We start from the raw sequence: 20799 nt of genomic DNA on the forward strand, positions 1-20799 counted from the left end.
CATGGATATTAAACGCACGATCCTGATCGTCGCCCTGGCAATCGTGTCCTACGTCATGGTTCTTAAGTGGAACCAGGACTACGGCCAGGCTGCCCTGCCGACTCAGAATGTTGCTACCAATCAGGCTGCGCCGGCTATTCCGGACACCCCGCTGGGTAACAATGCGTCCGCGAGTGCCGATGTTCCCAGCGCGAATGGCGAGACAAGCGCCCCTTTAGAAACGCCAGTGGTCACCAATAAAGACCTCATCCACGTGAAAACGGATGTGCTCGACCTGGCTATCGACCCCCAAGGTGGTGATATCGCGCAGTTGAAACTGCCGCTGTATCCACGTCGCCAGGACCATCCGGATGTCCCGTTCCAACTGTTCGATAACGGTGGTGAACGGACTTATCTGGCGCAAAGTGGCCTGACCGGCACCAACGGTCCGGATGCACGTGCTACCGGCCGTCCGGTTTATTCGACCGAGCAAAAGACTTATCAACTGGCTGACGGCCAGAACCAGTTGAACGTCGACCTGAAATTCAGCCTCGACGGCGTCAATTACATCAAGCGTTTCAGCTTCACCCGTGGTTTGTACGACTTGAAGGTCACTTACCTGATCGACAACGAAAGCGACAAGCCATGGAGCGGCAACCTGTTTGCCCAGCTCAAGCGTGACGCCAGTTCCGATCCTTCTTCCAGCACCGCCACTGGCACCGCGACTTACCTGGGCGCTGCCCTGTGGACAAGTAACGAGCCGTACAAAAAAGTGTCGATGAAAGATATCGACAAGGGCTCGCTGAAAGAAACCGTCCAAGGTGGCTGGGTTGCCTGGCTGCAACACTACTTCGTGACCGCCTGGATCCCGAACAAGGGTGACGCGAACCTGGTTCAAACCCGCAAGGACAGCCAGGGTAACTACATCATTGGCTTCACTGGCCCGGCGTTGACCGTCGCTCCAGGTGCCAAGGCCGAGACCAGCGCTACCCTGTACGCCGGTCCGAAAAGCCAGGCCGTGCTGAAAGAGTTGTCCCCAGGTCTTGAGTTGACTGTGGATTACGGCTTCCTCTGGTTCATTGCCCAGCCGATTTTCTGGTTGCTGCAACATATCCACAGCATTGTGGGTAACTGGGGCTTCTCGATCATCTTCCTGACCATGCTGATCAAAGGGATTTTCTTCCCGCTGTCGGCCGCCAGCTACAAGTCGATGGCGCGTATGCGTGCCGTTGCACCGAAACTGGCCGCGCTGAAAGAGCAACATGGTGATGACCGGCAGAAAATGTCGCAGGCCATGATGGAGCTGTACAAGAAAGAGAAGATCAACCCGCTGGGTGGATGCTTGCCGATTCTGGTGCAGATGCCGGTGTTCCTGTCGTTGTACTGGGTACTCCTGGAAAGCGTGGAAATGCGCCAGGCGCCGTTCATGCTGTGGATAACTGACTTGTCGATCAAAGACCCGTTCTTTATCCTGCCGATCATCATGGGCGCGACCATGTTTATCCAGCAGCGTCTGAACCCGACTCCGCCGGATCCGATGCAGGCCAAGGTAATGAAAATGATGCCAATCATCTTCACCTTCTTCTTCCTGTGGTTCCCTGCTGGTCTGGTGCTGTACTGGGTGGTCAACAACGTGTTGTCGATCTCTCAACAGTGGTACATCACACGTAAAATCGAAGCGGCTACCAAAAAAGCTGCGGCGTAATTTACTCTGTGGATAACCACTCAAGACGCCCCCTAGTGGGGCGTTTTGCTTTCTGTCACTTTTGTTCTGGAACCTGCTGATGAGCGCTCCTCGTGAAACCATCGCTGCTGTCGCTACCGCTCAAGGTCGCGGCGGTGTCGGTATCGTTCGTATTTCCGGGCCGCTTGCCGGCAGGGCAGCACAGGCAATCAGCGGTCGCGAGTTGAAGCCGCGGTATGCCCATTACGGGCCGTTCCTGGACGCTGACAACAGTGTGTTGGACGAGGGCCTGGCGCTTTATTTTCCGGGCCCGAATTCATTCACCGGTGAAGACGTCCTGGAACTGCAGGGCCACGGCGGCCCGGTAGTGCTGGATATGTTGCTGCAGCGCTGCCTGCAATTGGGTTGCCGCCTGGCTCGCCCGGGCGAATTCAGCGAGCGCGCCTTCCTTAACGACAAGCTCGACCTGGCCCAGGCTGAAGCCATTGCGGACTTGATCGAAGCCAGTTCTGCACAGGCGGCACGCAATGCATTGCGCTCGTTGCAGGGGGCTTTTTCCCTGCGTGTGCATAATTTGACCGAGCAATTGATCAGCCTGCGCATTTACGTGGAGGCTGCGATAGATTTTCCGGAAGAGGAAATCGACTTTCTTGCCGATGGCCATGTCCTGGCAATGCTGGATAAGGTCCGTGATGAGTTATCCACAGTACTGCATGAGGCCGGGCAGGGCGCGTTGTTGCGTGACGGCATGACCGTGGTGATTGCCGGCCGGCCGAATGCGGGCAAATCCAGCCTGCTCAACGCCCTGGCAGGTCGCGAAGCCGCGATTGTCACCGAGATTGCCGGCACCACCCGTGACATCCTGCGCGAACATATCCACATCGACGGCATGCCGTTGCATGTGGTCGACACCGCCGGCCTGCGCGACACTGAAGACCAGGTGGAAAAGATCGGCGTCGAACGCGCCCTCAAGGCAATCGGCGAAGCTGACCGCGTGCTGCTGGTGGTGGATGCCACGGCACCGGAGGCTGTGGATCCTTTTGCACTGTGGCCGGAATTCCTCGAGCAACGGCCGGACCCGGCCAAAGTCACCTTGATCCGCAACAAGGCCGACCTGACGGGCGAAGCCATCGCCCTGGAAACCAGCGAGGATGGACACGTCACCATCAGCCTGAGCGCCAAGTCGGCAGGCGAAGGCCTGGAATTGCTGCGTGAGCATCTCAAGGCATGCATGGGCTTCGAGCAGACATCGGAAAGCAGCTTCAGTGCGCGCCGCAGGCACCTGGAGGCACTGCGCCACGCCAGCGCGGCGCTGGAGCATGGTCGAGCGCAACTGACCTTGGCGGGGGCGGGGGAGCTGCTGGCTGAGGATTTACGCCAGGCGCAGCAGCTGCTGGGGGAAATCACCGGTGCATTCAGCTCCGATGATTTGTTGGGACGGATCTTTTCCAGCTTCTGCATCGGCAAATAACCAGGTTATCCACAACCCTTGCCGGCGACAGTGGCCTGAAGACGTCCAGATGCTTCAGGCCTCATCCATCACCAGTTGTACGAAACTGTCCCAAGCAGTGTACGGCTGTCGCCCCAATAGCAGCGGCCCGCATCGTTACAGCCGGACACATATTCCTTGTCGAACAGGTTCTTGGCGTTCAGATCCACAGACCAGTGTTTGTCTATCTGATAACCCACTGACGCATCCACCAAGGTGACACTTCCGGCGTCGAGTTTTCCGTACAGCGATGGCGCCGTGTAGGAAAAGGTGCTGTCGAAATAACGCACACCGCCGCCCAGGGACACGCCTTTCAACGGGCCGTCGAGGAACCGGTACTTGCTCCACACCGACGCCTGGTTGCGCGGAACGCCGCTCATCTGGTGTCCTTCGACCAGCGACGTGGCCGAGTCCTTGGTAATACGTGCGTCCGTGTAGGTGTAGGCCGCAGTGAGGTTCAGGTTTGGCGTAATGTTGCTATTGACCTCCACCTCCACGCCCTTGGCTCGGCTCTCGCCAACCTGGCGATAACTGTTGGTGGTGGCATCGAGGTAGGTGTCGTCCTGCTTGCGCAGGTCATACACCGACAATGTCATCGCGGTGTCCCAGCCGATCGGCTCGTATTTCACACCCACTTCGTACTGGCTGCTGGTGATCGGCTTCAAGGGGGAGCCGGCATTGGAAATCTGCTGCACCGGTACAAACGCGGTGGAGTAGCTGACATACGGCGTCAGGCCGTTGTCGAACTGATACATCACCCCGCCCTGATAGGTGAACTTGCGATCCTGCGAGTCGGTATTGCTGGCCTTGTTCACTTTGTCGCGGAAGTCACTGTCGACCCAGTCCTGGCGGCCTCCCAGCAGAAACAGCCAGTGGTCATACTTGCTCTGGATCTGTGCATAAACCCCTTTCATCTGCTGTTCGAGCAAGGTGTTTTGCACCGCGACCGGCGTAAGCGGGTCGCGCAGGTATACCGGGTTATACACATTGATGGTGCCGGCGAAGCCAGCGTCCCAGTCCTGGTTAAATGAGGTGCGGTCGTAGCTGGCGCCGAACAACAGGGTATTTTCCAGTTCGCCCAGCTGGAATTTGCCTTCAAGCTGGTTATCCAGGGAGTAGACCATCGACTTGTTGTAGCGGTCGTAGGCAGTCATGTTCAGTTGGGTACCGAAACCACGATTATTCAGCGCGCTTGGCCAGGTTTCATGCCGGTTGATGCGGGACTGCATATAGCGCGAGTTCTGGCGGAACTGCCAGTCGTCGTTGAGGGTGTGGCTGAATTCGTAGCCGGTGCTCCAGGCTTCGCGTTCGAAGGTGTTCCAGTCCGGATCACCGAGCATGGTGTGCTTGGACAGCTTACCGTTGGGGTTTTTAAGCAACGTGCCGGCAGCGGGCAGGCCGAGTTCCAGGTTGGTGTGGTCTTTCTGATAGTTGGCCAGCAGGGTGAGGGTGTTGTAGTCGTCGAAATTCAAGGTCAGGGAGGGCGCGATATAGAGCCGATCATCCGGGACGTGATCGGTCTGGGTGTCGGACTTTCGACCCAGCATCACCACGCGGCCAAGGATATTCTCGTTGTCATTGAGCGGACCGGAGATATCCACACCCACCTGGCGACGGTTGTTCGTGCCATACCCCAACTGCACCTCGCCTTGCGGGGTAGAAGTCGGGTGTTTGCTGACCAGGTTGACCAAGCCACCTGGGGCGTTTTCGCCGTAGAGCAGGGACGACGGACCACGGAAAATCTCGACCCGCTCCAGGCCATAAGGCTCGCTGGTGGTGTCGTACCGATTGCCTTGTACGCGTAAGCCATCACGTAGCAGGCCGTAGCCATAATCCGTGGCGTTGAAACCGCGAATGAAGAACAGGTCGCCCGCCAGGCTGTCGCCAGCCGCAAAGGGTGGAGCGAAGATGCCGGGTACATAGCCCAGTACTTCAGTCAGGCTCTGGGATTTCTGGTCCTTGATTCGCTGGCCGGTGACCACCGAGACCGAGCGCGGTGTTTCCGACAGCGGCGTGCTGGTCTTGGTACCGATGCGGCTGTTTTGCGCCTTGTAGCCAACATCCGCGGCGATGTCCTGATTGAAACCCGCCTGTTGATAAGTACTCACGGTTGTTGGGGCGAGGGTCAGCTGACCTTCGGGAGCCGCCTGCAGGACATAGCTGCCGGGAGCCTGGGCGACAGCCTGCAGCCGCGAGTCTTGCAGGAGCAGTGCGAAGCCCTGATCCACCGAATAGTCGCCCTCCAGCCCTGGGGTGTTCAATTGCGCGGTTTGCTGGGGCGAAAAGGACAGAATCACATTGGCCCGGGCGGCAAACTGGCTCAAGGCGCCGTCCAGCGGGCCAGCCCCAATGGTGTAGTGCTGCACCGCGCTGGCAGCCATCGCGCTCGTGCAGAGCAACGTGCTGGTGGCGGCGGCAGACGTGAGCAGCAAACCGCAGCTCATGCCGTGGTAGGAGAGTCGTTGGCGGATCTTGGTAGGAAGGCGCATAGGTGGATAAGCCCTGAAGGTAGCGTCGTGATTACCTGTAGGGCCGCGCCAGGTAAAAAAAAGATAACCCCCTTGTGGATAATTTTTTCCCTCAGCCGATGCGTTTTACCGACACCCAATAACGGGTGAAGTATTTCACCTGGATCGGCAGGGTTGCTTGCAGGTTGGCCAATACCGCGTCGGTGGCGTCCAGGCGAAACGTCCCGGAAACACGCAGGCGTGCCGAGTCCGGATCGCACTGCAGCATGCCCGGCCGATAGCGGGCGAGGTCGTCGATCACATCCCCAAGCCTTGCATCCAGCACGATCAGTTGTCCGTCGACCCAGGCTGCCTGGGTGCGGCCATAAGGCTGGTTGAGCCCCACGCTCTGTCGGTCGAAGTCGACGCTTTCACCCGCTTCGAGCAGTCGGACATGAGCGGGTTGGTCACCCGGCGCCACACTGACTCGATCTTCCAGCACACCAACGCGCGTGGCGTCCGGCAATTGGCGCACGGTAAACCGCGTGCCCAATGCCTGGATCCGGCCCTGGCGCGTCTCCACATAAAAGGGCGTCTGCCCGCCGGACTTGCCGGTGTGGATAAGCACTTCACCTTCGCGCAGGCGGATCAAACGCTGGCGACCGTCGAATAGCACATCAATCGCGGTGTTGGTATTCAGGTCTATCCACGTGCCATCCGCCAGCTCGATGCGCCGTCGCGTGCCCACCGGTGTGCGGTAGTCAGCCCAGACATTGCCCAGGGAAGTATGTTGCTGGACATTCCAGCCCAGGTAGCCGGTGCCACCGAGTACCAGCATCCATTTGAGCACCTGGCGGCGTTGTTGCGTGGTCGACAATGCGCGGCGCGTGAGGTCCTGGGGCAGGGCGCCGAGGCTGCGCTGCAACTGCTCCATCTGGTTCCACGCCGCCAAGTGGGACGGATCACCATTGAGCCATTGCTGCCAGGCATGACGCTCGGCGGCGGTCGGCGGCTGGGATTGAAATTGCACAAACCAACTGGCGGCGGCCTCGAAGGTCTTGCGATCGGGCGCACCCATCAAAGACCGGCCATGATCAGCGAGCATTCGGTCAGGGCGCGGATCATGTGTTTCTTCACAGTGGTCAACGAGACCTGCAACTGGTCGGCAATCTGTTGATAAGTCAGCCCGTCGATCTGCGAGAGCATGAAGATCCGCCGTGCCCGTTCACCCAGGCCAGCCAGTGCTTTATCCACAGCCACCAGGGTCTCGATGATGATCGCCTTGTCTTCTTCACTGATGGCGGTGGCTTCGGGACGTTCGGCCAGGGTCTGTTTATAGGCCTGTTCGATGGCATGGCGACGGTAACGATCAATTACCAGCCCCCTGGCAATGGTCGCCAAGTAGTCGCGCGGTTCGAGGATCTGTCCCGCATGTCGCCCTCCCAGAATGCGCACGAACGTATCGTGCGCAACATCAGCGGCATCGCAGGCGTTATGCAATTTACCTTTGAGCCATCCGTGCAGCCACGAGTGGTGTTGCTCATAGATGTGCTGGACGGCAACGGTGTGTGAAGAAGGGGACATAGGGCATGGCAAGCGAGGTTAATGATAATCGCTATTATTAACTGCGCCGTGGTTTTCTCACAATAGCTCTGTTTTTGCCGCAGTCGAAGGATTCTGGTGGCTTCGTCGTGGGCGCTATTCACTCGAATCCAGCGATTTCTGTGGATTAAGCCCTGTGAGTAACCGCCCCTGTGCCCAGTTGATAACAGGGCTTGAAACCTGAGCAAAAACCCATCTGTGGATAACCACCTGTTTAATCCACAGGCTTAAAGCACTTATCCAAGGGCCTCCTTGGCACATGACCACAGACTTTTGAAACGCTGTACACGACGTAAATAAAGGTTTGTAGAGATCTATCCACAGAAACCATGCTCAGTAGAAATAAACATAAAAACAAAGATTTAATAAATTTCTCTCTTTTAATTTCTATTGCCTGTGATTCATCCACAGCTGGTTAAATTTTGTGCAAAGGGTTCTTTAGGAAGGGCTAAGTCCCTATACTTGCCGCCAAAGCTCTAAAACCAGCTCAACCAATCAATTCCTAATTACCTACATAAGCAGGCACGAGGTGCGTGGTGGATTTCCCTTCCCGTTTTGAAGTGATCGTCATCGGCGGCGGTCATGCCGGTACCGAGGCAGCACTGGCGTCAGCACGCATGGGCGTAAAAACCCTGTTGCTCACGCATAACGTGGAAACCCTCGGTGCAATGAGTTGCAACCCCGCTATTGGTGGGATCGGCAAAAGCCATCTGGTCAAGGAAATCGATGCCCTTGGTGGTGTCATGGCTGAAGCAACCGACAAGGGTGGTATTCAATTTCGCGTGCTCAACAGCCGCAAAGGCCCGGCAGTGCGTGCCACTCGGGCACAAGCCGACCGCATCCTGTACAAGGCGGCGGTACGCGAAACCCTGGAAAACCAGCCGAACCTGTGGATATTTCAACAAGCTGCCGATGACCTGATCGTCGAACAGGACCAGGTCCGCGGTGTTGTCACGCAAATGGGCCTGCGGTTCTTCGCAGAATCCGTGGTGCTGACCACCGGTACGTTCCTCGGCGGACTTATCCACATCGGTATGCAGAATTATTCGGGCGGTCGCGCCGGTGATCCGCCGTCGATTGCCCTCGCGCATCGCCTGCGTGAACTGCCACTGCGCGTCGGGCGCCTGAAAACCGGGACCCCACCGCGTATTGACGGGCGTTCTGTGGATTTCTCGGTGATGACCGAACAAGCCGGCGATACACCGATTCCGGTGATGTCGTTCATGGGCTCCAAAGAGCAGCACCCGAAACAGGTGAGCTGCTGGATTACCCATACCAATGCGCGCACTCACGAAATCATCGCGGCCAACCTCGACCGCTCGCCGATGTATTCCGGGGTGATCGAGGGCATTGGCCCACGTTATTGCCCATCGATCGAAGACAAGATCCACCGCTTTGCCGACAAGGAAAGCCACCAGGTCTTCATCGAACCGGAAGGCCTGACCACTCACGAGCTGTACCCGAACGGGATTTCCACTTCGCTGCCGTTCGACGTGCAAATCCAGATCGTGCAATCGATCCGTGGCATGGAAAACGCTCACATCGTGCGTCCGGGCTACGCCATCGAGTACGACTATTTCGACCCGCGTGACCTGAAGTACAGCCTGGAAACCAAGGTGATCGGCGGTCTGTTCTTTGCTGGCCAAATCAACGGCACCACCGGTTACGAAGAAGCCGGCGCCCAGGGTTTGCTGGCCGGAACCAACGCGGCACTGCGCGCACAGGGCAAGGACAGCTGGTGCCCGCGTCGCGATGAAGCGTATATCGGCGTACTGGTTGATGACCTGATTACCCTGGGTACCCAGGAACCGTACCGGATGTTTACCTCCCGGGCGGAATATCGCCTGATCCTGCGCGAAGACAACGCCGATCTGCGCCTGACCGAAAAAGGTCGCGAGCTGGGCTTGGTCGATGACGCGCGCTGGGCGGCCTTCTGCAAAAAACGCGAAAGCATCGCGCTCGAAGAGCAGCGCCTGAAAAGTACCTGGGTTCGCCCGGGCACCGAGCAGGGCGACGCGATCGCGGAAAAATTCGGCACGCCGCTGACCCACGAATACAACCTGCTGAACCTGCTGTCCCGTCCGGAAATCGACTACGCTGGTCTGGTCGAAGTGACCGGCCAGGGCGCAGAAGATCCACAGGTCGCCGAACAGGTCGAGATCAAGACCAAGTACGCCGGTTACATTGATCGCCAACAGGACGAGATTGCTCGCCTGCGCGCCAGTGAAGACACCAAGCTGCCTGTGGATATCGACTACACCGGGATTTCCGGGCTGTCGAAAGAAATCCAGAGCAAGCTGGGGATAACTCGACCGGAGACCCTCGGCCAGGCTTCACGTATTCCTGGCGTCACCCCGGCGGCCATTTCGCTGTTGATGATTCATTTGAAAAAACGCGGCGCGGGCCGTCAGTTGGAGCAAAGCGCTTGAGTTCGTTGGTCACCTCGCAACACGCCGAAGAGTTATCCACAGGTGCACGCCAGTTGGGCGTGGACCTGACCGAAGCCCAGCACACGCTGCTGCTGGGTTATCTGGCCCTGTTGATCAAATGGAACAAGGCTTACAACCTGACCGCGGTGCGCGACCCCGATGAAATGGTCTCGCGTCATTTGCTCGATAGCTTGAGCGTGATGCCGTTTATCGAAAACGGTCGCTGGCTCGACGTAGGCAGTGGCGGCGGCATGCCCGGTATTCCGCTGGCCATCCTGTTTCCGGACGCGCAAGTGACATGCCTGGACAGCAACGGCAAGAAAACCCGCTTCCTGACCCAGGTCAAACTCGAACTCAAGCTGGATAACCTGCAAGTTATCCACAGCCGGGTCGAAGCCTTCACGCCTGAACAGCCTTTCAACGGAATTGTTTCCCGGGCGTTCAGCAGCATGGAGAACTTCAGCAACTGGACTCGCCACCTGGGCGACCGCGATACCCGCTGGCTGGCAATGAAGGGCGTTCATCCAAGCGACGAGCTGTTAGCATTGCCGGCAGACTTCCACCTCGATAGCGAACACGCCTTGGCCGTACCCGGTTGCCAAGGCCAACGCCATCTGCTGATACTGCGCCGCACGGCATGATTGGGAACACAAGCAAGAATGGCTAAGGTATTCGCGATAGCGAACCAGAAAGGTGGCGTGGGTAAAACCACCACCTGCATCAACCTCGCAGCATCCCTGGTCGCCACCAAGCGTCGGGTGCTGTTGATCGATCTCGATCCACAGGGCAACGCCACCATGGGTAGCGGTGTGGATAAACACGGCCTGGAAAACTCGGTCTACGACTTGCTGATTGGCGAGTGCGACCTGGCCCAGGCCATGCACTATTCCGAACACGGCGGTTATCAACTGCTGCCGGCCAACCGCGATTTGACCGCGGCGGAAGTGGTGCTGCTGGAAATGCAGATGAAAGAAAGCCGTCTGCGCAGCGCCTTGGCGCCGATCCGCGAGAATTACGACTACATTTTGATCGACTGCCCGCCGTCACTGTCGATGCTGACACTGAACGCGCTGGTGGCCGCCGATGGGGTGATTATCCCCATGCAGTGCGAGTACTACGCGCTGGAAGGTTTGAGCGACCTTGTGGATAACATCAAGCGCATCGCCGAGTTGCTCAACCCGAACCTGCAGATCGAAGGCCTGCTGCGGACCATGTTCGATCCGCGCCTGAGCCTGATGAACGATGTGTCGGCGCAGCTCAAGGAACACTTTGGCGATCAGCTGTACGACACGGTGATCCCGCGCAACATCCGTCTGGCCGAAGCCCCGAGCTACGGCATGCCGGCCCTGGCGTACGACAAACAATCGCGGGGTGCCATTGCCTACCTGGCACTGGCCGGCGAAATGGTTCGTCGCCAGCGCCGCAACTCACGCACCGCTGCAGCCCAGCCAACTTAAGGAATCCCCATGGCCGTCAAGAAACGAGGTCTCGGACGTGGACTGGATGCACTGTTGAGTGGTCCGACCGTCACATCGCTTGAAGAACAAGCGGTGCAGGCCGACGAGCGCGAGCTGCAACACCTGCCCCTGGACCTGATCCAGCGCGGCAAATACCAGCCACGCCGGGACATGGACCCCCAGGCGCTGGAAGAACTGGCCAATTCGATCAAGGCCCAGGGCGTGATGCAGCCGATCGTGGTACGCCCGATCGGTGGCGGACGCTTCGAAATCATCGCCGGTGAACGCCGCTGGCGTGCCAGCCAGCAGGCTGGCAAGGACACCATTCCGGCGATGGTGCGTGATGTGCCGGATGAAACGGCCATCGCCATGGCGTTGATCGAGAATATCCAGCGTGAAGACCTCAACCCGATCGAAGAAGCGATCGCGTTGCAGCGTTTGCAGCAGGAATTCCAGCTGACCCAGCAACAAGTGGCCGAGGCCGTGGGTAAATCCCGGGTCACCGTGTCCAACCTGCTGCGCCTGATCGCGTTGCCGGAAGTCATCAAGACCATGCTGTCCCACGGTGACCTGGAGATGGGCCATGCCCGTGCTTTGCTCGGATTGCCGGAAAATCAACAGGTTGAGGGGGCGCGACACGTTGTCGCACGAGGGCTCACCGTTCGTCAGACCGAGGCCCTGGTTCGCCAATGGCTCAGTGGTAAACCTGCACCGGTCGAAACGGCCAAACCTGATCCGGATATTGCACGTCTGGAGCAGCGCCTGGCCGAGCGCCTGGGCTCTGCGGTGCAAATTCGCCACGGCAAGAAAGGCAAAGGCCAATTGGTCATCGGATATAACTCTCTCGATGAGCTTCAGGGCGTCCTTGCCCACATCCGCTGAAACATTTGCTTATGTAGCGCGTGATCGGAAATCACTACCCGGCAGTTGAATAGGGGCAGAACCGCCCCTATACTCTGCGCGCATTTTGTCGGCACAAATTATGCCAAGTTATTGATTTCCGGCAGCCGACCATTGAGGAGCAAGAGTGATGGAAACCCGCACGCCAAACACGTTGCCGTTCCATCGCTTGGCCGTTTTCCCGGTTTTATTGGCTCAGTTAGTCATTTTGCTGATCGCCGCATTGGCGCTTTGGTATTGGCATGGAGTCGTAGCCGGGTATTCAGGACTTTGCGGAGGCCTGATAGCCTTGCTGCCCAATATGTATTTTGCTCACAGGGCCTTTCGGTTTTCCGGCGCCCGAGCAGCCCAGGCTATCGTCCGGTCCTTTTATGCCGGCGAAGCAGGGAAACTGATTTTGACGGCAGTGCTGTTTGCACTGACCTTTGCAGGTGTGAAGCCATTGGCGCCGCTGGCTGTATTCGGCGTCTTCGTGTTGACCCAACTGGTCAGCTGGTTCGCTCCCCTGCTAATGAAAACAAGACTTTCGAAACCTTAGGGCGTTTGAGGCAACCATGGCAGAAACAACCGCTTCGGGCTATATCCAGCACCACTTGCAGAACCTGACCTTCGGTCAGCTTCCCAACGGCGGCTGGGGCTTCGCCCACACCGCAGCAGAAGCCAAAGAAATGGGCTTCTGGGCTTTCCACCTGGATACTCTGGGCTGGTCGGTCGCACTGGGCCTGATTTTCGTCCTGATTTTCCGCATGGCGGCAAAGAAGGCGACTTCCGGTCAACCAGGTGCCCTGCAGAACTTCGTGGAAGTATTGGTCGAATTCGTCGATGGCAGCGTGAAAGACAGCTTCCATGGCCGTAGCCCGGTGATTGCACCGCTGGCACTGACCATCTTCGTCTGGGTGTTCCTGATGAACGCCGTCGACCTGATCCCGGTCGACTGGATTCCTCAGCTGGCCATCCTGATCTCCGGCGATCACCACATTCCATTCCGTGCGGTTTCCACCACGGACCCTAACGCCACCCTGGGCATGGCCCTGTCGGTGTTCGCGTTGATCATTTTCTACAGCATCAAGGTCAAGGGCATCGGCGGCTTCATCGGCGAACTGACCCTGCACCCGTTCGGCAGCAAGAACATCTTCGTTCAAGCCCTGCTGATCCCGGTGAACTTCCTGCTGGAGTTCGTGACCCTGGTCGCCAAGCCGATTTCCCTGGCCCTGCGACTGTTCGGCAACATGTATGCCGGCGAACTGGTGTTCATTCTGATCGCTGTGATGTTCGGCAGCGGTCTGCTCTGGCTCAGCGGCCTGGGCGTGGTTCTGCAGTGGGCGTGGGCTGTGTTCCACATCCTGATCATCACCCTGCAGGCCTTCATCTTCATGATGCTGACCATCGTCTACCTGTCGATGGCGCACGAAGAGAACCATTAAGACCAGTCTCGACTAGTCTGATGTCCTTCCCGGTCACCCGGGAAGGTGGGCTCTAACGGCCTATGAAACGATTTGTTTTACCGCTTTAAAATCTAAAAAACCTAAACCATACGACGTAAAAGTCGGGAGGAAAGATGGAAACTGTAGTTGGTCTAACCGCTATCGCTGTTGCACTGTTGATCGGCCTGGGCGCCCTGGGTACTGCCATTGGTTTCGGCCTGCTGGGCGGCAAATTCCTGGAAGGCGCAGCGCGTCAGCCAGAAATGGTTCCAATGCTGCAAGTTAAAATGTTCATCGTCGCCGGCCTGCTCGACGCCGTGACCATGATCGGCGTTGGTATCGCACTGTTCTTCACCTTCGCGAACCCCTTCGTTGGTCAACTCGCTGGCTAATCACTCGACTTTTCGAGTGATTGGGGTGATGGACAACGAATGAGCGAGGTGTTGGCGTGAACATTAATGCAACCCTGATTGGCCAATCCGTTGCGTTCTTCATTTTTGTAGTGTTTTGCATGAAGTTCGTGTGGCCTCCGGTCATCGCGGCTTTGCACGAACGTCAGAAGAAGATCGCGGATGGTTTGGACGCTGCCAGCCGTGCAGCTCGCGACCTGGAGTTGGCCCAAGAGAAAGTGGGTCATCAACTGCGCGATGCTAAAGCACAGGCAGCTGAAATCATTGAGCAAGCCAAGAAACGCGGTAACCAGATCGTCGAAGAGGCTGTTGAAAAAGCCCGCGTCGAAGCTGACCGTGTGAAGGCTTCGGCTCATGCCGAGATCGAACAGGAACTGAACGGCGTCAAAGACGCGCTGCGTGCCCAACTGGGTGCTCTGGCGGTCGGCGGTGCTGAGAAGATCCTCGGTGCCACAATCGATCAAAACGCGCACGCGGAGCTGGTTAACAAACTGGCTGCTGAAATTTAAGCGAGGGCGATCATGGCAGAACTGACCACGTTGGCCCGACCTTACGCTAAGGCAGCCTTCGAGCACGCCCAGGCCCACCAGCAGCTGGCCTCTTGGTCAGCCATGCTCGGCCTGGCTGCAGCAGTGTCGCAAGACGACACCATGCAGCGCGTGCTCAAGGCCCCGCGCCTGACGAGCGCAGACAAGGCCGCCACTTTTATTGAAGTGTGCGGCGACAAGTTTGATGTGAAAGTGCAGAACTTCATCCATGTCGTTGCCGAAAACGACCGTCTCCCGCTACTGCCGGAGATCGCCGCTCTGTTCGACCTGTACAAGGCCGAAGCAGAGAAATCGGTAGACGTTGAAGTGACCAGTGCTTTTGCATTGAACCAAGAACAGCAAGACAAACTCGCCAAGGTTCTCAGTGCACGACTCAATCGGGAAGTGCGCCTGCAAGCTTCGGAGGACGCATCCCTGATTGGTGGTGTTGTTATCCGTGCCGGCGACCTGGTTATCGATGGCTCGATTCGCGGCAAAATCGCGAAACTTGCCGAAGCATTGAAATCTTGAGTTTGAAGGGGCAGCAGAGCAATGCAGCAACTCAATCCTTCCGAAATAAGTGAAATTATCAAGGGCCGCATCGACAAGCTCGATGTGACCTCCCAAGCCCGTAACGAAGGCACTGTCGTCAGCGTATCTGACGGCATCGTGCGGATTCACGGTCTGGCCGACGTTATGTACGGCGAGATGATCGAGTTTCCGGGCGGCGTCTACGGTATGGCCCTCAACCTGGAGCAAGACTCCGTAGGTGCCGTTGTATTGGGCGCGTACACCAGTCTGGCTGAAGGCATGAGCGCCAAGTGCACCGGCCGCATCCTGGAGGTTCCGGTTGGTAAGGAACTGCTGGGCCGCGTAGTCGACGCACTGGGTAACCCTGTTGACGGCAAAGGTCCACTGGGCAACACCGAGACCGACGCGGTCGAGAAAGTTGCTCCAGGCGTGATCTGGCGTAAGTCGGTAGACCAGCCTGTACAGACTGGCTACAAGGCTGTCGATGCCATGATCCCTGTCGGCCGTGGCCAGCGTGAGCTGATCATCGGTGACCGTCAGATCGGTAAAACCGCTCTGGCGATCGACGCGATCATCAACCAGAAGAACAGCGGCATTTTCTGCGTCTACGTAGCTATCGGTCAGAAGCAATCGACCATCGCCAACGTGGTTCGCAAGCTGGAAGAAAACGGCGCCCTGGCCAACACGATCATCGTGGCTGCCAGTGCTTCGGAATCTCCTGCGCTGCAATTCCTGGCACCGTACTCCGGTTGCACCATGGGTGAATTCTTCCGCGACCGCGGTGAAGACGCGCTGATCGTTTATGACGATCTGTCCAAGCAAGCAGTGGCTTACCGCCAGATTTCCCTGCTGCTGCGCCGTCCACCAGGCCGTGAAGCCTACCCAGGCGACGTGTTCTATCTCCACTCCCGTCTGCTGGAGCGCGCATCCCGCGTTTCCGAAGAGTACGTAGAGAAGTTCACCAACGGCGCAGTGACCGGCAAAACCGGTTCCCTGACCGCACTGCCGATCATCGAAACCCAGGCTGGCGACGTTTCCGCGTTCGTTCCGACCAACGTGATTTCCATCACCGACGGTCAGATCTTCCTGGAATCGGCCATGTTCAACTCGGGCATCCGCCCTGCTGTGAACGCCGGTGTTTCGGTATCCCGTGTGGGTGGTGCCGCTCAGACCAAGATCATCAAGAAGCTCTCCGGTGGTATCCGTACCGCTCTGGCTCAGTACCGTGAACTGGCGGCATTCGCCCAGTTCGCTTCTGACCTGGACGAAGCGACCCGTAAGCAACTTGAGCATGGTCAGCGCGTTACCGAGCTGATGAAGCAGAAGCAATACGCCCCGATGTCGATCGCTGACATGGCGTTGTCGCTGTATGCCGCTGAGCGTGGGTTCCTGACCGACGTTGAAATCGCCAAGGTCGGCAGCTTTGAACAAGCGCTGATTGCTTACTTCAACCGCGATCACGCCGAATTGATGGCGAAGATCAACGTGAAGGGTGACTTCAATGACGATATCGACGCTGGCATGAAAGCCGGTATCGAGAAGTTCAAGGCCACCCAAACCTGGTAAGCCGCAGCGGGAGCCGCAAGGCTCCCGCTTGCTAACCTGATAGGTGTTACATGGCAGGCGCAAAAGAGATTCGCAGTAAGATTGCGAGCATCAAAAGCACGCAAAAAATTACCAGCGCCATGGAAAAAGTGGCGGTCAGCAAAATGCGCAAGGCACAAATGCGCATGGCTGCTAGCCGTCCTTATGCGGAGCGTATCCGCCAGGTAATTGGGCATCTGGCCAACGCCAACCCGGAATACCGCCACCCGTTCATGATCGACCGCGCAGTCAAGCGTGTGGGTTATGTGGTAGTGAGCAGTGACCGTGGTTTGTGCGGTGGTCTGAATACCAACCTGTTCAAGGCCCTGGTCAAGGACATGGCGGTAAACCGCGAAAACGGCGTCGAGATCGATCTGTGTGTTGTTGGTAGCAAGGGTGCGGCCTTTTTCCGCAACTTCGGCGGTAACGTCGTTGCAGCTATCAGCCACCTGGGTGAAGAGCCGTCGATCAATGATTTGATCGGCAGTGTGAAGGTGATGCTGGATGCGTACCTGGAAGGCCGGATTGACCGCCTGTCCGTGGTATCCAACAAGTTCATCAACACCATGACCCAGCAGCCAACCGTGGAGCAATTGATTCCACTGGTGGCGACTCCGGATCAGGAACTCAAGCACCACTGGGACTACCTCTACGAACCAGACGCCAAAGAGCTGCTTGACGGCTTGATGGTGCGCTACGTGGAGTCGCAGGTGTACCAGGCGGTGGTCGAGAACAACGCAGCTGAACAAGCGGCGCGGATGATCGCGATGAAAAACGCTACCGATAACGCCGGTGATCTGATCAGCGATTTGCAGCTGATCTACAACAAGGCGCGTCAGGCTGCGATCACCCAAGAGATCTCGGAAATCGTCGGCGGCGCTGCCGCGGTTTAACGGTTCAAATATTCAGAGGATCCAGCTATGAGTAGCGGACGTATCGTTCAAATCATCGGCGCCGTTATCGACGTGGAATTTCCACGCGACAGCGTACCGAGCATCTACAACGCGCTGAAAGTACAAGGCGCGGAAACTACTCTGGAAGTTCAGCAGCAGCTGGGCGACGGCGTAGTTCGTACCATTGCGATGGGTTCCACCGAAGGCTTGAAGCGCGGTCTGGACGTTGTCGACACTGGCGCTGCCATCTCCGTACCGGTCGGTAAAGCGACCCTGGGCCGGATCATGGACGTACTGGGCAACCCGATCGACGAAGCTGGCCCGATCGACACCGAAGAGCGCTGGGGCATTCACCGTCCAGCACCTTCGTTCGCCGAGCAAGCTGGCGGCAACGACCTGCTGGAAACCGGTATCAAGGTTATCGACCTGGTTTGCCCGTTCGCCAAGGGCGGTAAAGTTGGTCTGTTCGGTGGTGCCGGTGTAGGCAAGACCGTAAACATGATGGAACTGATCCGTAACATCGCCATCGAGCACAGCGGTTATTCCGTGTTCGCCGGTGTGGGTGAGCGTACTCGTGAGGGTAACGACTTCTACCACGAGATGAAGGACTCCAACGTTCTGGACAAAGTGGCACTGGTTTACGGTCAGATGAACGAGCCGCCGGGAAACCGTCTGCGCGTAGCACTGACTGGCCTGACCATGGCCGAGAAGTTCCGTGACGAAGGTAACGACGTTCTGCTGTTCGTCGACAACATCTACCGTTACACCCTGGCCGGTACTGAAGTATCCGCACTGCTGGGCCGTATGCCTTCGGCAGTAGGTTACCAGCCGACCCTGGCTGAAGAGATGGGCGTTCTGCAAGAACGTATCACTTCGACCAAGGAAGGTTCGATCACTTCGATCCAAGCGGTATACGTACCTGCGGATGACTTGACCGACCCATCGCCTGCGACCACCTTCGCCCACTTGGACGCCACCGTCGTACTGTCCCGTGACATCGCTTCCCTGGGTATCTACCCAGCGGTCGATCCACTCGACTCGACTTCGCGCCAGCTGGATCCGAACGTGATCGGCCAGGAGCACTACGACACCGCTCGCGGCGTCCAGTACGTGCTGCAGCGTTACAAAGAACTGAAGGACATCATTGCGATCCTGGGTATGGACGAGCTGTCGGAAACCGACAAGCAGTTGGTATCCCGCGCTCGTAAGATCCAGCGCTTCTTGTCGCAGCCGTTCTTCGTGGCTGAAGTCTTCACCGGTGCCTCGGGTAAATACGTTTCCCTGAAAGACACCATTGCTGGCTTCAAAGGCATCCTCAACGGTGACTACGACCACCTGCCAGAACAAGCGTTCTACATGGTCGGCGGCATCGAAGAAGCGATCGAGAAAGCCAAGAAACTGTAATCCAGGCGCCCGGAAACGGGCGCTCATCAGGTTGAGGCAATCAGATGGCTATGACAGTCCATTGCGATATCGTCAGCGCGGAAGGGGAAATCTTCTCCGGTCTGGTAGAAATGGTGATTGCACACGGCGAACTCGGTGACCTGGGTATTGCCATGGGCCACGCGCCGTTGATCACCAGCTTGAAGCCAGGTCCGATCACTCTGACCAAGCAAGGCGGGGAAAAGGAGGTGTTTTACATCTCCGGTGGTTTCCTCGAGGTTCAGCCGAACATGGTCAAGGTACTTGCCGACACCGTGCAACGTGCTGGCGACCTGGATGAAGCCTCCGCTCAGGAAGCCGTCAAGGCTGCCGAGAAGGCCCTGCACGAGAAGGGTGCGGACTTCGACTACAGCGCTGCTGCTGTACGTCTGGCCGAGGCTGCAGCCCAGCTGCGCACGCTCCAGCAGATCCGCAAGAAGTAAGCGGCCACGCCGTAATACTTATGCGCGATTGATTAAAAAGGGTAGCCTCGGCTACCCTTTTTCTTTTTCAGCAAAACACATCTCTGGTCTGAAGCAGGACCGCTCAGGATTGGTAGCCATTCATGTCTCTTGAAATCGTCATTCTCGCCGCAGGCCAGGGCACCCGCATGCGTTCAGCCCTGCCCAAGGTGCTGCATCCGGTCGCCGGCAATTCGATGTTGGGCCATGTTATCCACAGCGCTCGGCAGTTGGACCCCCAGCGTATTCACGTGGTGATCGGCCACGGTGCCGATGTGGTGCGCGAGCGCCTGGCTGCCGATGACCTGAATTTCGTTCTGCAAGACAAGCAACTGGGTACTGGCCACGCCACCGCGCAAGCCGTGCCGTTCATTACCGCCGACACCGTGCTGATCCTCTATGGCGACGTGCCGCTGATCGAAGTGGAAACCTTGCAGCGCCTCCTCAAACACGTGGTGCCTGGCCAGATGGGCCTGCTGACCGTTGAACTGGACGACCCTACCGGTTATGGCCGCATCGTGCGCAACGCCGATGGCAAGGTCGCAGCCATTGTTGAACACAAGGATGCCAGTGAAGCCCAACGCGCGATCACCGAGGGCAACACCGGCATTCTTGCGGTGCCAGCCAATAAGCTCGCCGACTGGATGAGTCGTCTGTCCAACAACAACGCCCAGGGCGAGTATTACCTTACCGACGTGATCGAGATGGCCGTGAGTGATGGCTTGCTGGTCGCCACCGAACAACCCCACGACCCGATGGAAGTGCAGGGCGCCAACGACCGCAAGCAACTGGCCGAACTGGAACGTCACTATCAACTGCGCGAAGGCCGTCGCCTGATGGCCCAAGGCGTGACCTTGCGCGACCCGGCGCGCTTCGATGTACGCGGTGAGATCACCGTTGGCCGCGACGTGCTGATCGACATCAACGTGATCCTCGAAGGCCGTGTGGTCATCGAAGACGACGTAGTGATTGGCCCGAACTGCGTGATCAAGGACAGCACCCTGCGCAAAGGTGTGGTGGTCAAGGCCAACAGCCATATCGACGGTGCCGTGATGGGCGAGGGCAGTGACGCTGGCCCGTTCGCACGGTTGCGTCCGGGTAGCGTGCTGGGAGCCAAGGCCCATGTGGGTAACTTTGTTGAATTGAAGAATGCCAAGTTGGACGCGGAAGCTAAAGTCGGCCACTTGACCTACCTGGGTGACGCCACTGTAGGCGCGCGAACCAACATTGGCGCCGGCACCATCACGTGTAACTACGATGGCGCCAACAAGCACCAGACCACCATTGGGGCGGACGTGTTTATCGGTTCCAATAACTCCTTGGTTGCTCCGGTCACCCTCCACGATGGCGCCACCACAGCAGCCGGCTCAACCATCAACCAGGATGTGGATAAGTCTCAACTGGCCGTCGCCCGCGCCCGCCAGCGCAACATCGACGGTTGGAAACGCCCGGTCAAAATCAACAAGACCTGAGTTATCCACACGCTCATCGGCTAACGCTATCTCCTGTGGGAGCTGGGGTGGCTGGGGTTTGGGGGTGGGCTTGACCCATCAATTAGCC

Annotated in this window: 19 protein-coding genes; 16 read left to right on the forward strand and 3 right to left on the reverse strand. The window is 57.9% G+C overall.

The features are described 5' to 3' along the window. The first annotated feature begins 1 nt into the window (after nucleotide 1). Both yidC and mnmE read left to right on the forward strand, forming a co-directional pair. Complete coding sequence (yidC, locus tag NTD80_RS26150; protein WP_065902690.1) at nucleotides 2-1684, forward strand: membrane protein insertase YidC; 1683 nt, start codon at nucleotides 2-4, stop codon at nucleotides 1682-1684. Nucleotides 1685-1763: 79 nt separating this feature from the next. Then, on the forward strand, nucleotides 1764-3134 hold the full coding sequence (gene mnmE / locus NTD80_RS26155; protein WP_262135464.1) for a tRNA uridine-5-carboxymethylaminomethyl(34) synthesis GTPase MnmE: 1371 nt from the start codon (nucleotides 1764-1766) through the stop codon (nucleotides 3132-3134). Nucleotides 3135-3202: 68 nt separating this feature from the next. Here the strand turns inward: mnmE and NTD80_RS26160 are convergent, their stop codons facing one another. The 3 genes from NTD80_RS26160 to NTD80_RS26170 all read right to left on the reverse strand — a co-directional run bounded on the left by NTD80_RS26160 (nucleotide 3203) and on the right by NTD80_RS26170 (nucleotide 7183). Continuing rightward, a complete protein-coding gene (locus NTD80_RS26160; RefSeq protein WP_262135465.1) occupies nucleotides 3203-5641 on the reverse strand; it encodes a TonB-dependent siderophore receptor in 2439 nt (812 codons plus the stop codon). A 91-nt stretch (nucleotides 5642-5732) separates the two neighbouring features. Then, nucleotides 5733-6677 (reverse strand): FecR domain-containing protein, encoded by a 945-nt coding sequence (locus NTD80_RS26165; protein WP_262135466.1) that lies wholly within the window; start codon nucleotides 6675-6677, stop codon nucleotides 5733-5735. Beyond that, nucleotides 6677-7183 (reverse strand): sigma-70 family RNA polymerase sigma factor, encoded by a 507-nt coding sequence (locus NTD80_RS26170; protein WP_262135468.1) that lies wholly within the window; start codon nucleotides 7181-7183, stop codon nucleotides 6677-6679. The genes NTD80_RS26165 and NTD80_RS26170 overlap by 1 nt, the downstream gene beginning before the upstream one ends. A 554-nt stretch (nucleotides 7184-7737) precedes the next feature. On the opposite strand from NTD80_RS26170, the gene mnmG reads away from it, so the two are divergent. The 14 genes from mnmG (at nucleotide 7738) to glmU (ending at nucleotide 20711) form a co-directional block, all read left to right on the forward strand. Then, nucleotides 7738-9630 carry a tRNA uridine-5-carboxymethylaminomethyl(34) synthesis enzyme MnmG gene (gene mnmG, locus NTD80_RS26175; protein ID WP_065902900.1) on the forward strand — a complete coding sequence of 631 codons (1893 nt, stop codon included), beginning with the start codon at nucleotides 7738-7740 and terminating at the stop codon, nucleotides 9628-9630. After that, on the forward strand, nucleotides 9627-10271 hold the full coding sequence (rsmG, locus tag NTD80_RS26180; RefSeq protein ID WP_065902677.1) for a 16S rRNA (guanine(527)-N(7))-methyltransferase RsmG: 645 nt from the start codon (nucleotides 9627-9629) through the stop codon (nucleotides 10269-10271). Before mnmG ends, rsmG begins: the two co-directional genes overlap by 4 nt. 18 nt (nucleotides 10272-10289) lie before the next feature. Then, nucleotides 10290-11087: a ParA family protein gene (locus NTD80_RS26185; RefSeq protein ID WP_010207696.1), complete on the forward strand. Its 798-nt coding sequence runs from the start codon at nucleotides 10290-10292 to the stop codon at nucleotides 11085-11087. Nucleotides 11088-11096: 9 nt separating this feature from the next. Beyond that, nucleotides 11097-11969: a ParB/RepB/Spo0J family partition protein gene (locus tag NTD80_RS26190; protein ID WP_015886650.1), complete on the forward strand. Its 873-nt coding sequence runs from the start codon at nucleotides 11097-11099 to the stop codon at nucleotides 11967-11969. Between the two features lie 148 nt (nucleotides 11970-12117). Continuing rightward, complete coding sequence (locus tag NTD80_RS26195) at nucleotides 12118-12525, forward strand: F0F1 ATP synthase subunit I (protein WP_043048220.1); 408 nt, start codon at nucleotides 12118-12120, stop codon at nucleotides 12523-12525. 16 nt (nucleotides 12526-12541) lie between these two features. Then, nucleotides 12542-13411, forward strand: a complete 870-nt coding sequence (gene atpB, locus NTD80_RS26200) for a F0F1 ATP synthase subunit A (protein WP_034101609.1) — start codon at nucleotides 12542-12544, stop codon at nucleotides 13409-13411. A gap of 134 nt (nucleotides 13412-13545) precedes the next feature. Continuing rightward, on the forward strand, nucleotides 13546-13803 hold the full coding sequence (gene atpE, locus NTD80_RS26205) for a F0F1 ATP synthase subunit C (protein ID WP_002555987.1): 258 nt from the start codon (nucleotides 13546-13548) through the stop codon (nucleotides 13801-13803). Nucleotides 13804-13859: 56 nt separating this feature from the next. Then, on the forward strand, nucleotides 13860-14330 hold the full coding sequence (locus NTD80_RS26210; RefSeq protein ID WP_015886647.1) for a F0F1 ATP synthase subunit B: 471 nt from the start codon (nucleotides 13860-13862) through the stop codon (nucleotides 14328-14330). A 12-nt stretch (nucleotides 14331-14342) separates the two neighbouring features. Further along, complete coding sequence (locus NTD80_RS26215) at nucleotides 14343-14879, forward strand: F0F1 ATP synthase subunit delta (RefSeq protein WP_015886646.1); 537 nt, start codon at nucleotides 14343-14345, stop codon at nucleotides 14877-14879. A 21-nt stretch (nucleotides 14880-14900) separates the two neighbouring features. Further along, complete coding sequence (gene atpA, locus NTD80_RS26220) at nucleotides 14901-16445, forward strand: F0F1 ATP synthase subunit alpha (RefSeq protein ID WP_003177064.1); 1545 nt, start codon at nucleotides 14901-14903, stop codon at nucleotides 16443-16445. A gap of 50 nt (nucleotides 16446-16495) precedes the next feature. Next, nucleotides 16496-17356: a F0F1 ATP synthase subunit gamma gene (gene atpG / locus NTD80_RS26225; protein WP_003233565.1), complete on the forward strand. Its 861-nt coding sequence runs from the start codon at nucleotides 16496-16498 to the stop codon at nucleotides 17354-17356. A 27-nt stretch (nucleotides 17357-17383) separates the two neighbouring features. Then, nucleotides 17384-18760, forward strand: a complete 1377-nt coding sequence (gene atpD / locus NTD80_RS26230) for a F0F1 ATP synthase subunit beta (protein WP_015886645.1) — start codon at nucleotides 17384-17386, stop codon at nucleotides 18758-18760. Between the two features lie 44 nt (nucleotides 18761-18804). Then, complete coding sequence (locus NTD80_RS26235) at nucleotides 18805-19221, forward strand: F0F1 ATP synthase subunit epsilon (protein ID WP_024078251.1); 417 nt, start codon at nucleotides 18805-18807, stop codon at nucleotides 19219-19221. 122 nt (nucleotides 19222-19343) lie between these two features. Beyond that, nucleotides 19344-20711 carry a bifunctional UDP-N-acetylglucosamine diphosphorylase/glucosamine-1-phosphate N-acetyltransferase GlmU gene (glmU, locus tag NTD80_RS26240; RefSeq protein ID WP_262135470.1) on the forward strand — a complete coding sequence of 456 codons (1368 nt, stop codon included), beginning with the start codon at nucleotides 19344-19346 and terminating at the stop codon, nucleotides 20709-20711. Nucleotides 20712-20799 lie beyond the last annotated feature (88 nt).

Source organism: Pseudomonas sp. 13B_2.1_Bac1 (assembly GCF_025466155.1).
GTDB classification, from domain to species: Bacteria; Pseudomonadota; Gammaproteobacteria; order Pseudomonadales; family Pseudomonadaceae; genus Aquipseudomonas; species Aquipseudomonas aylmerensis.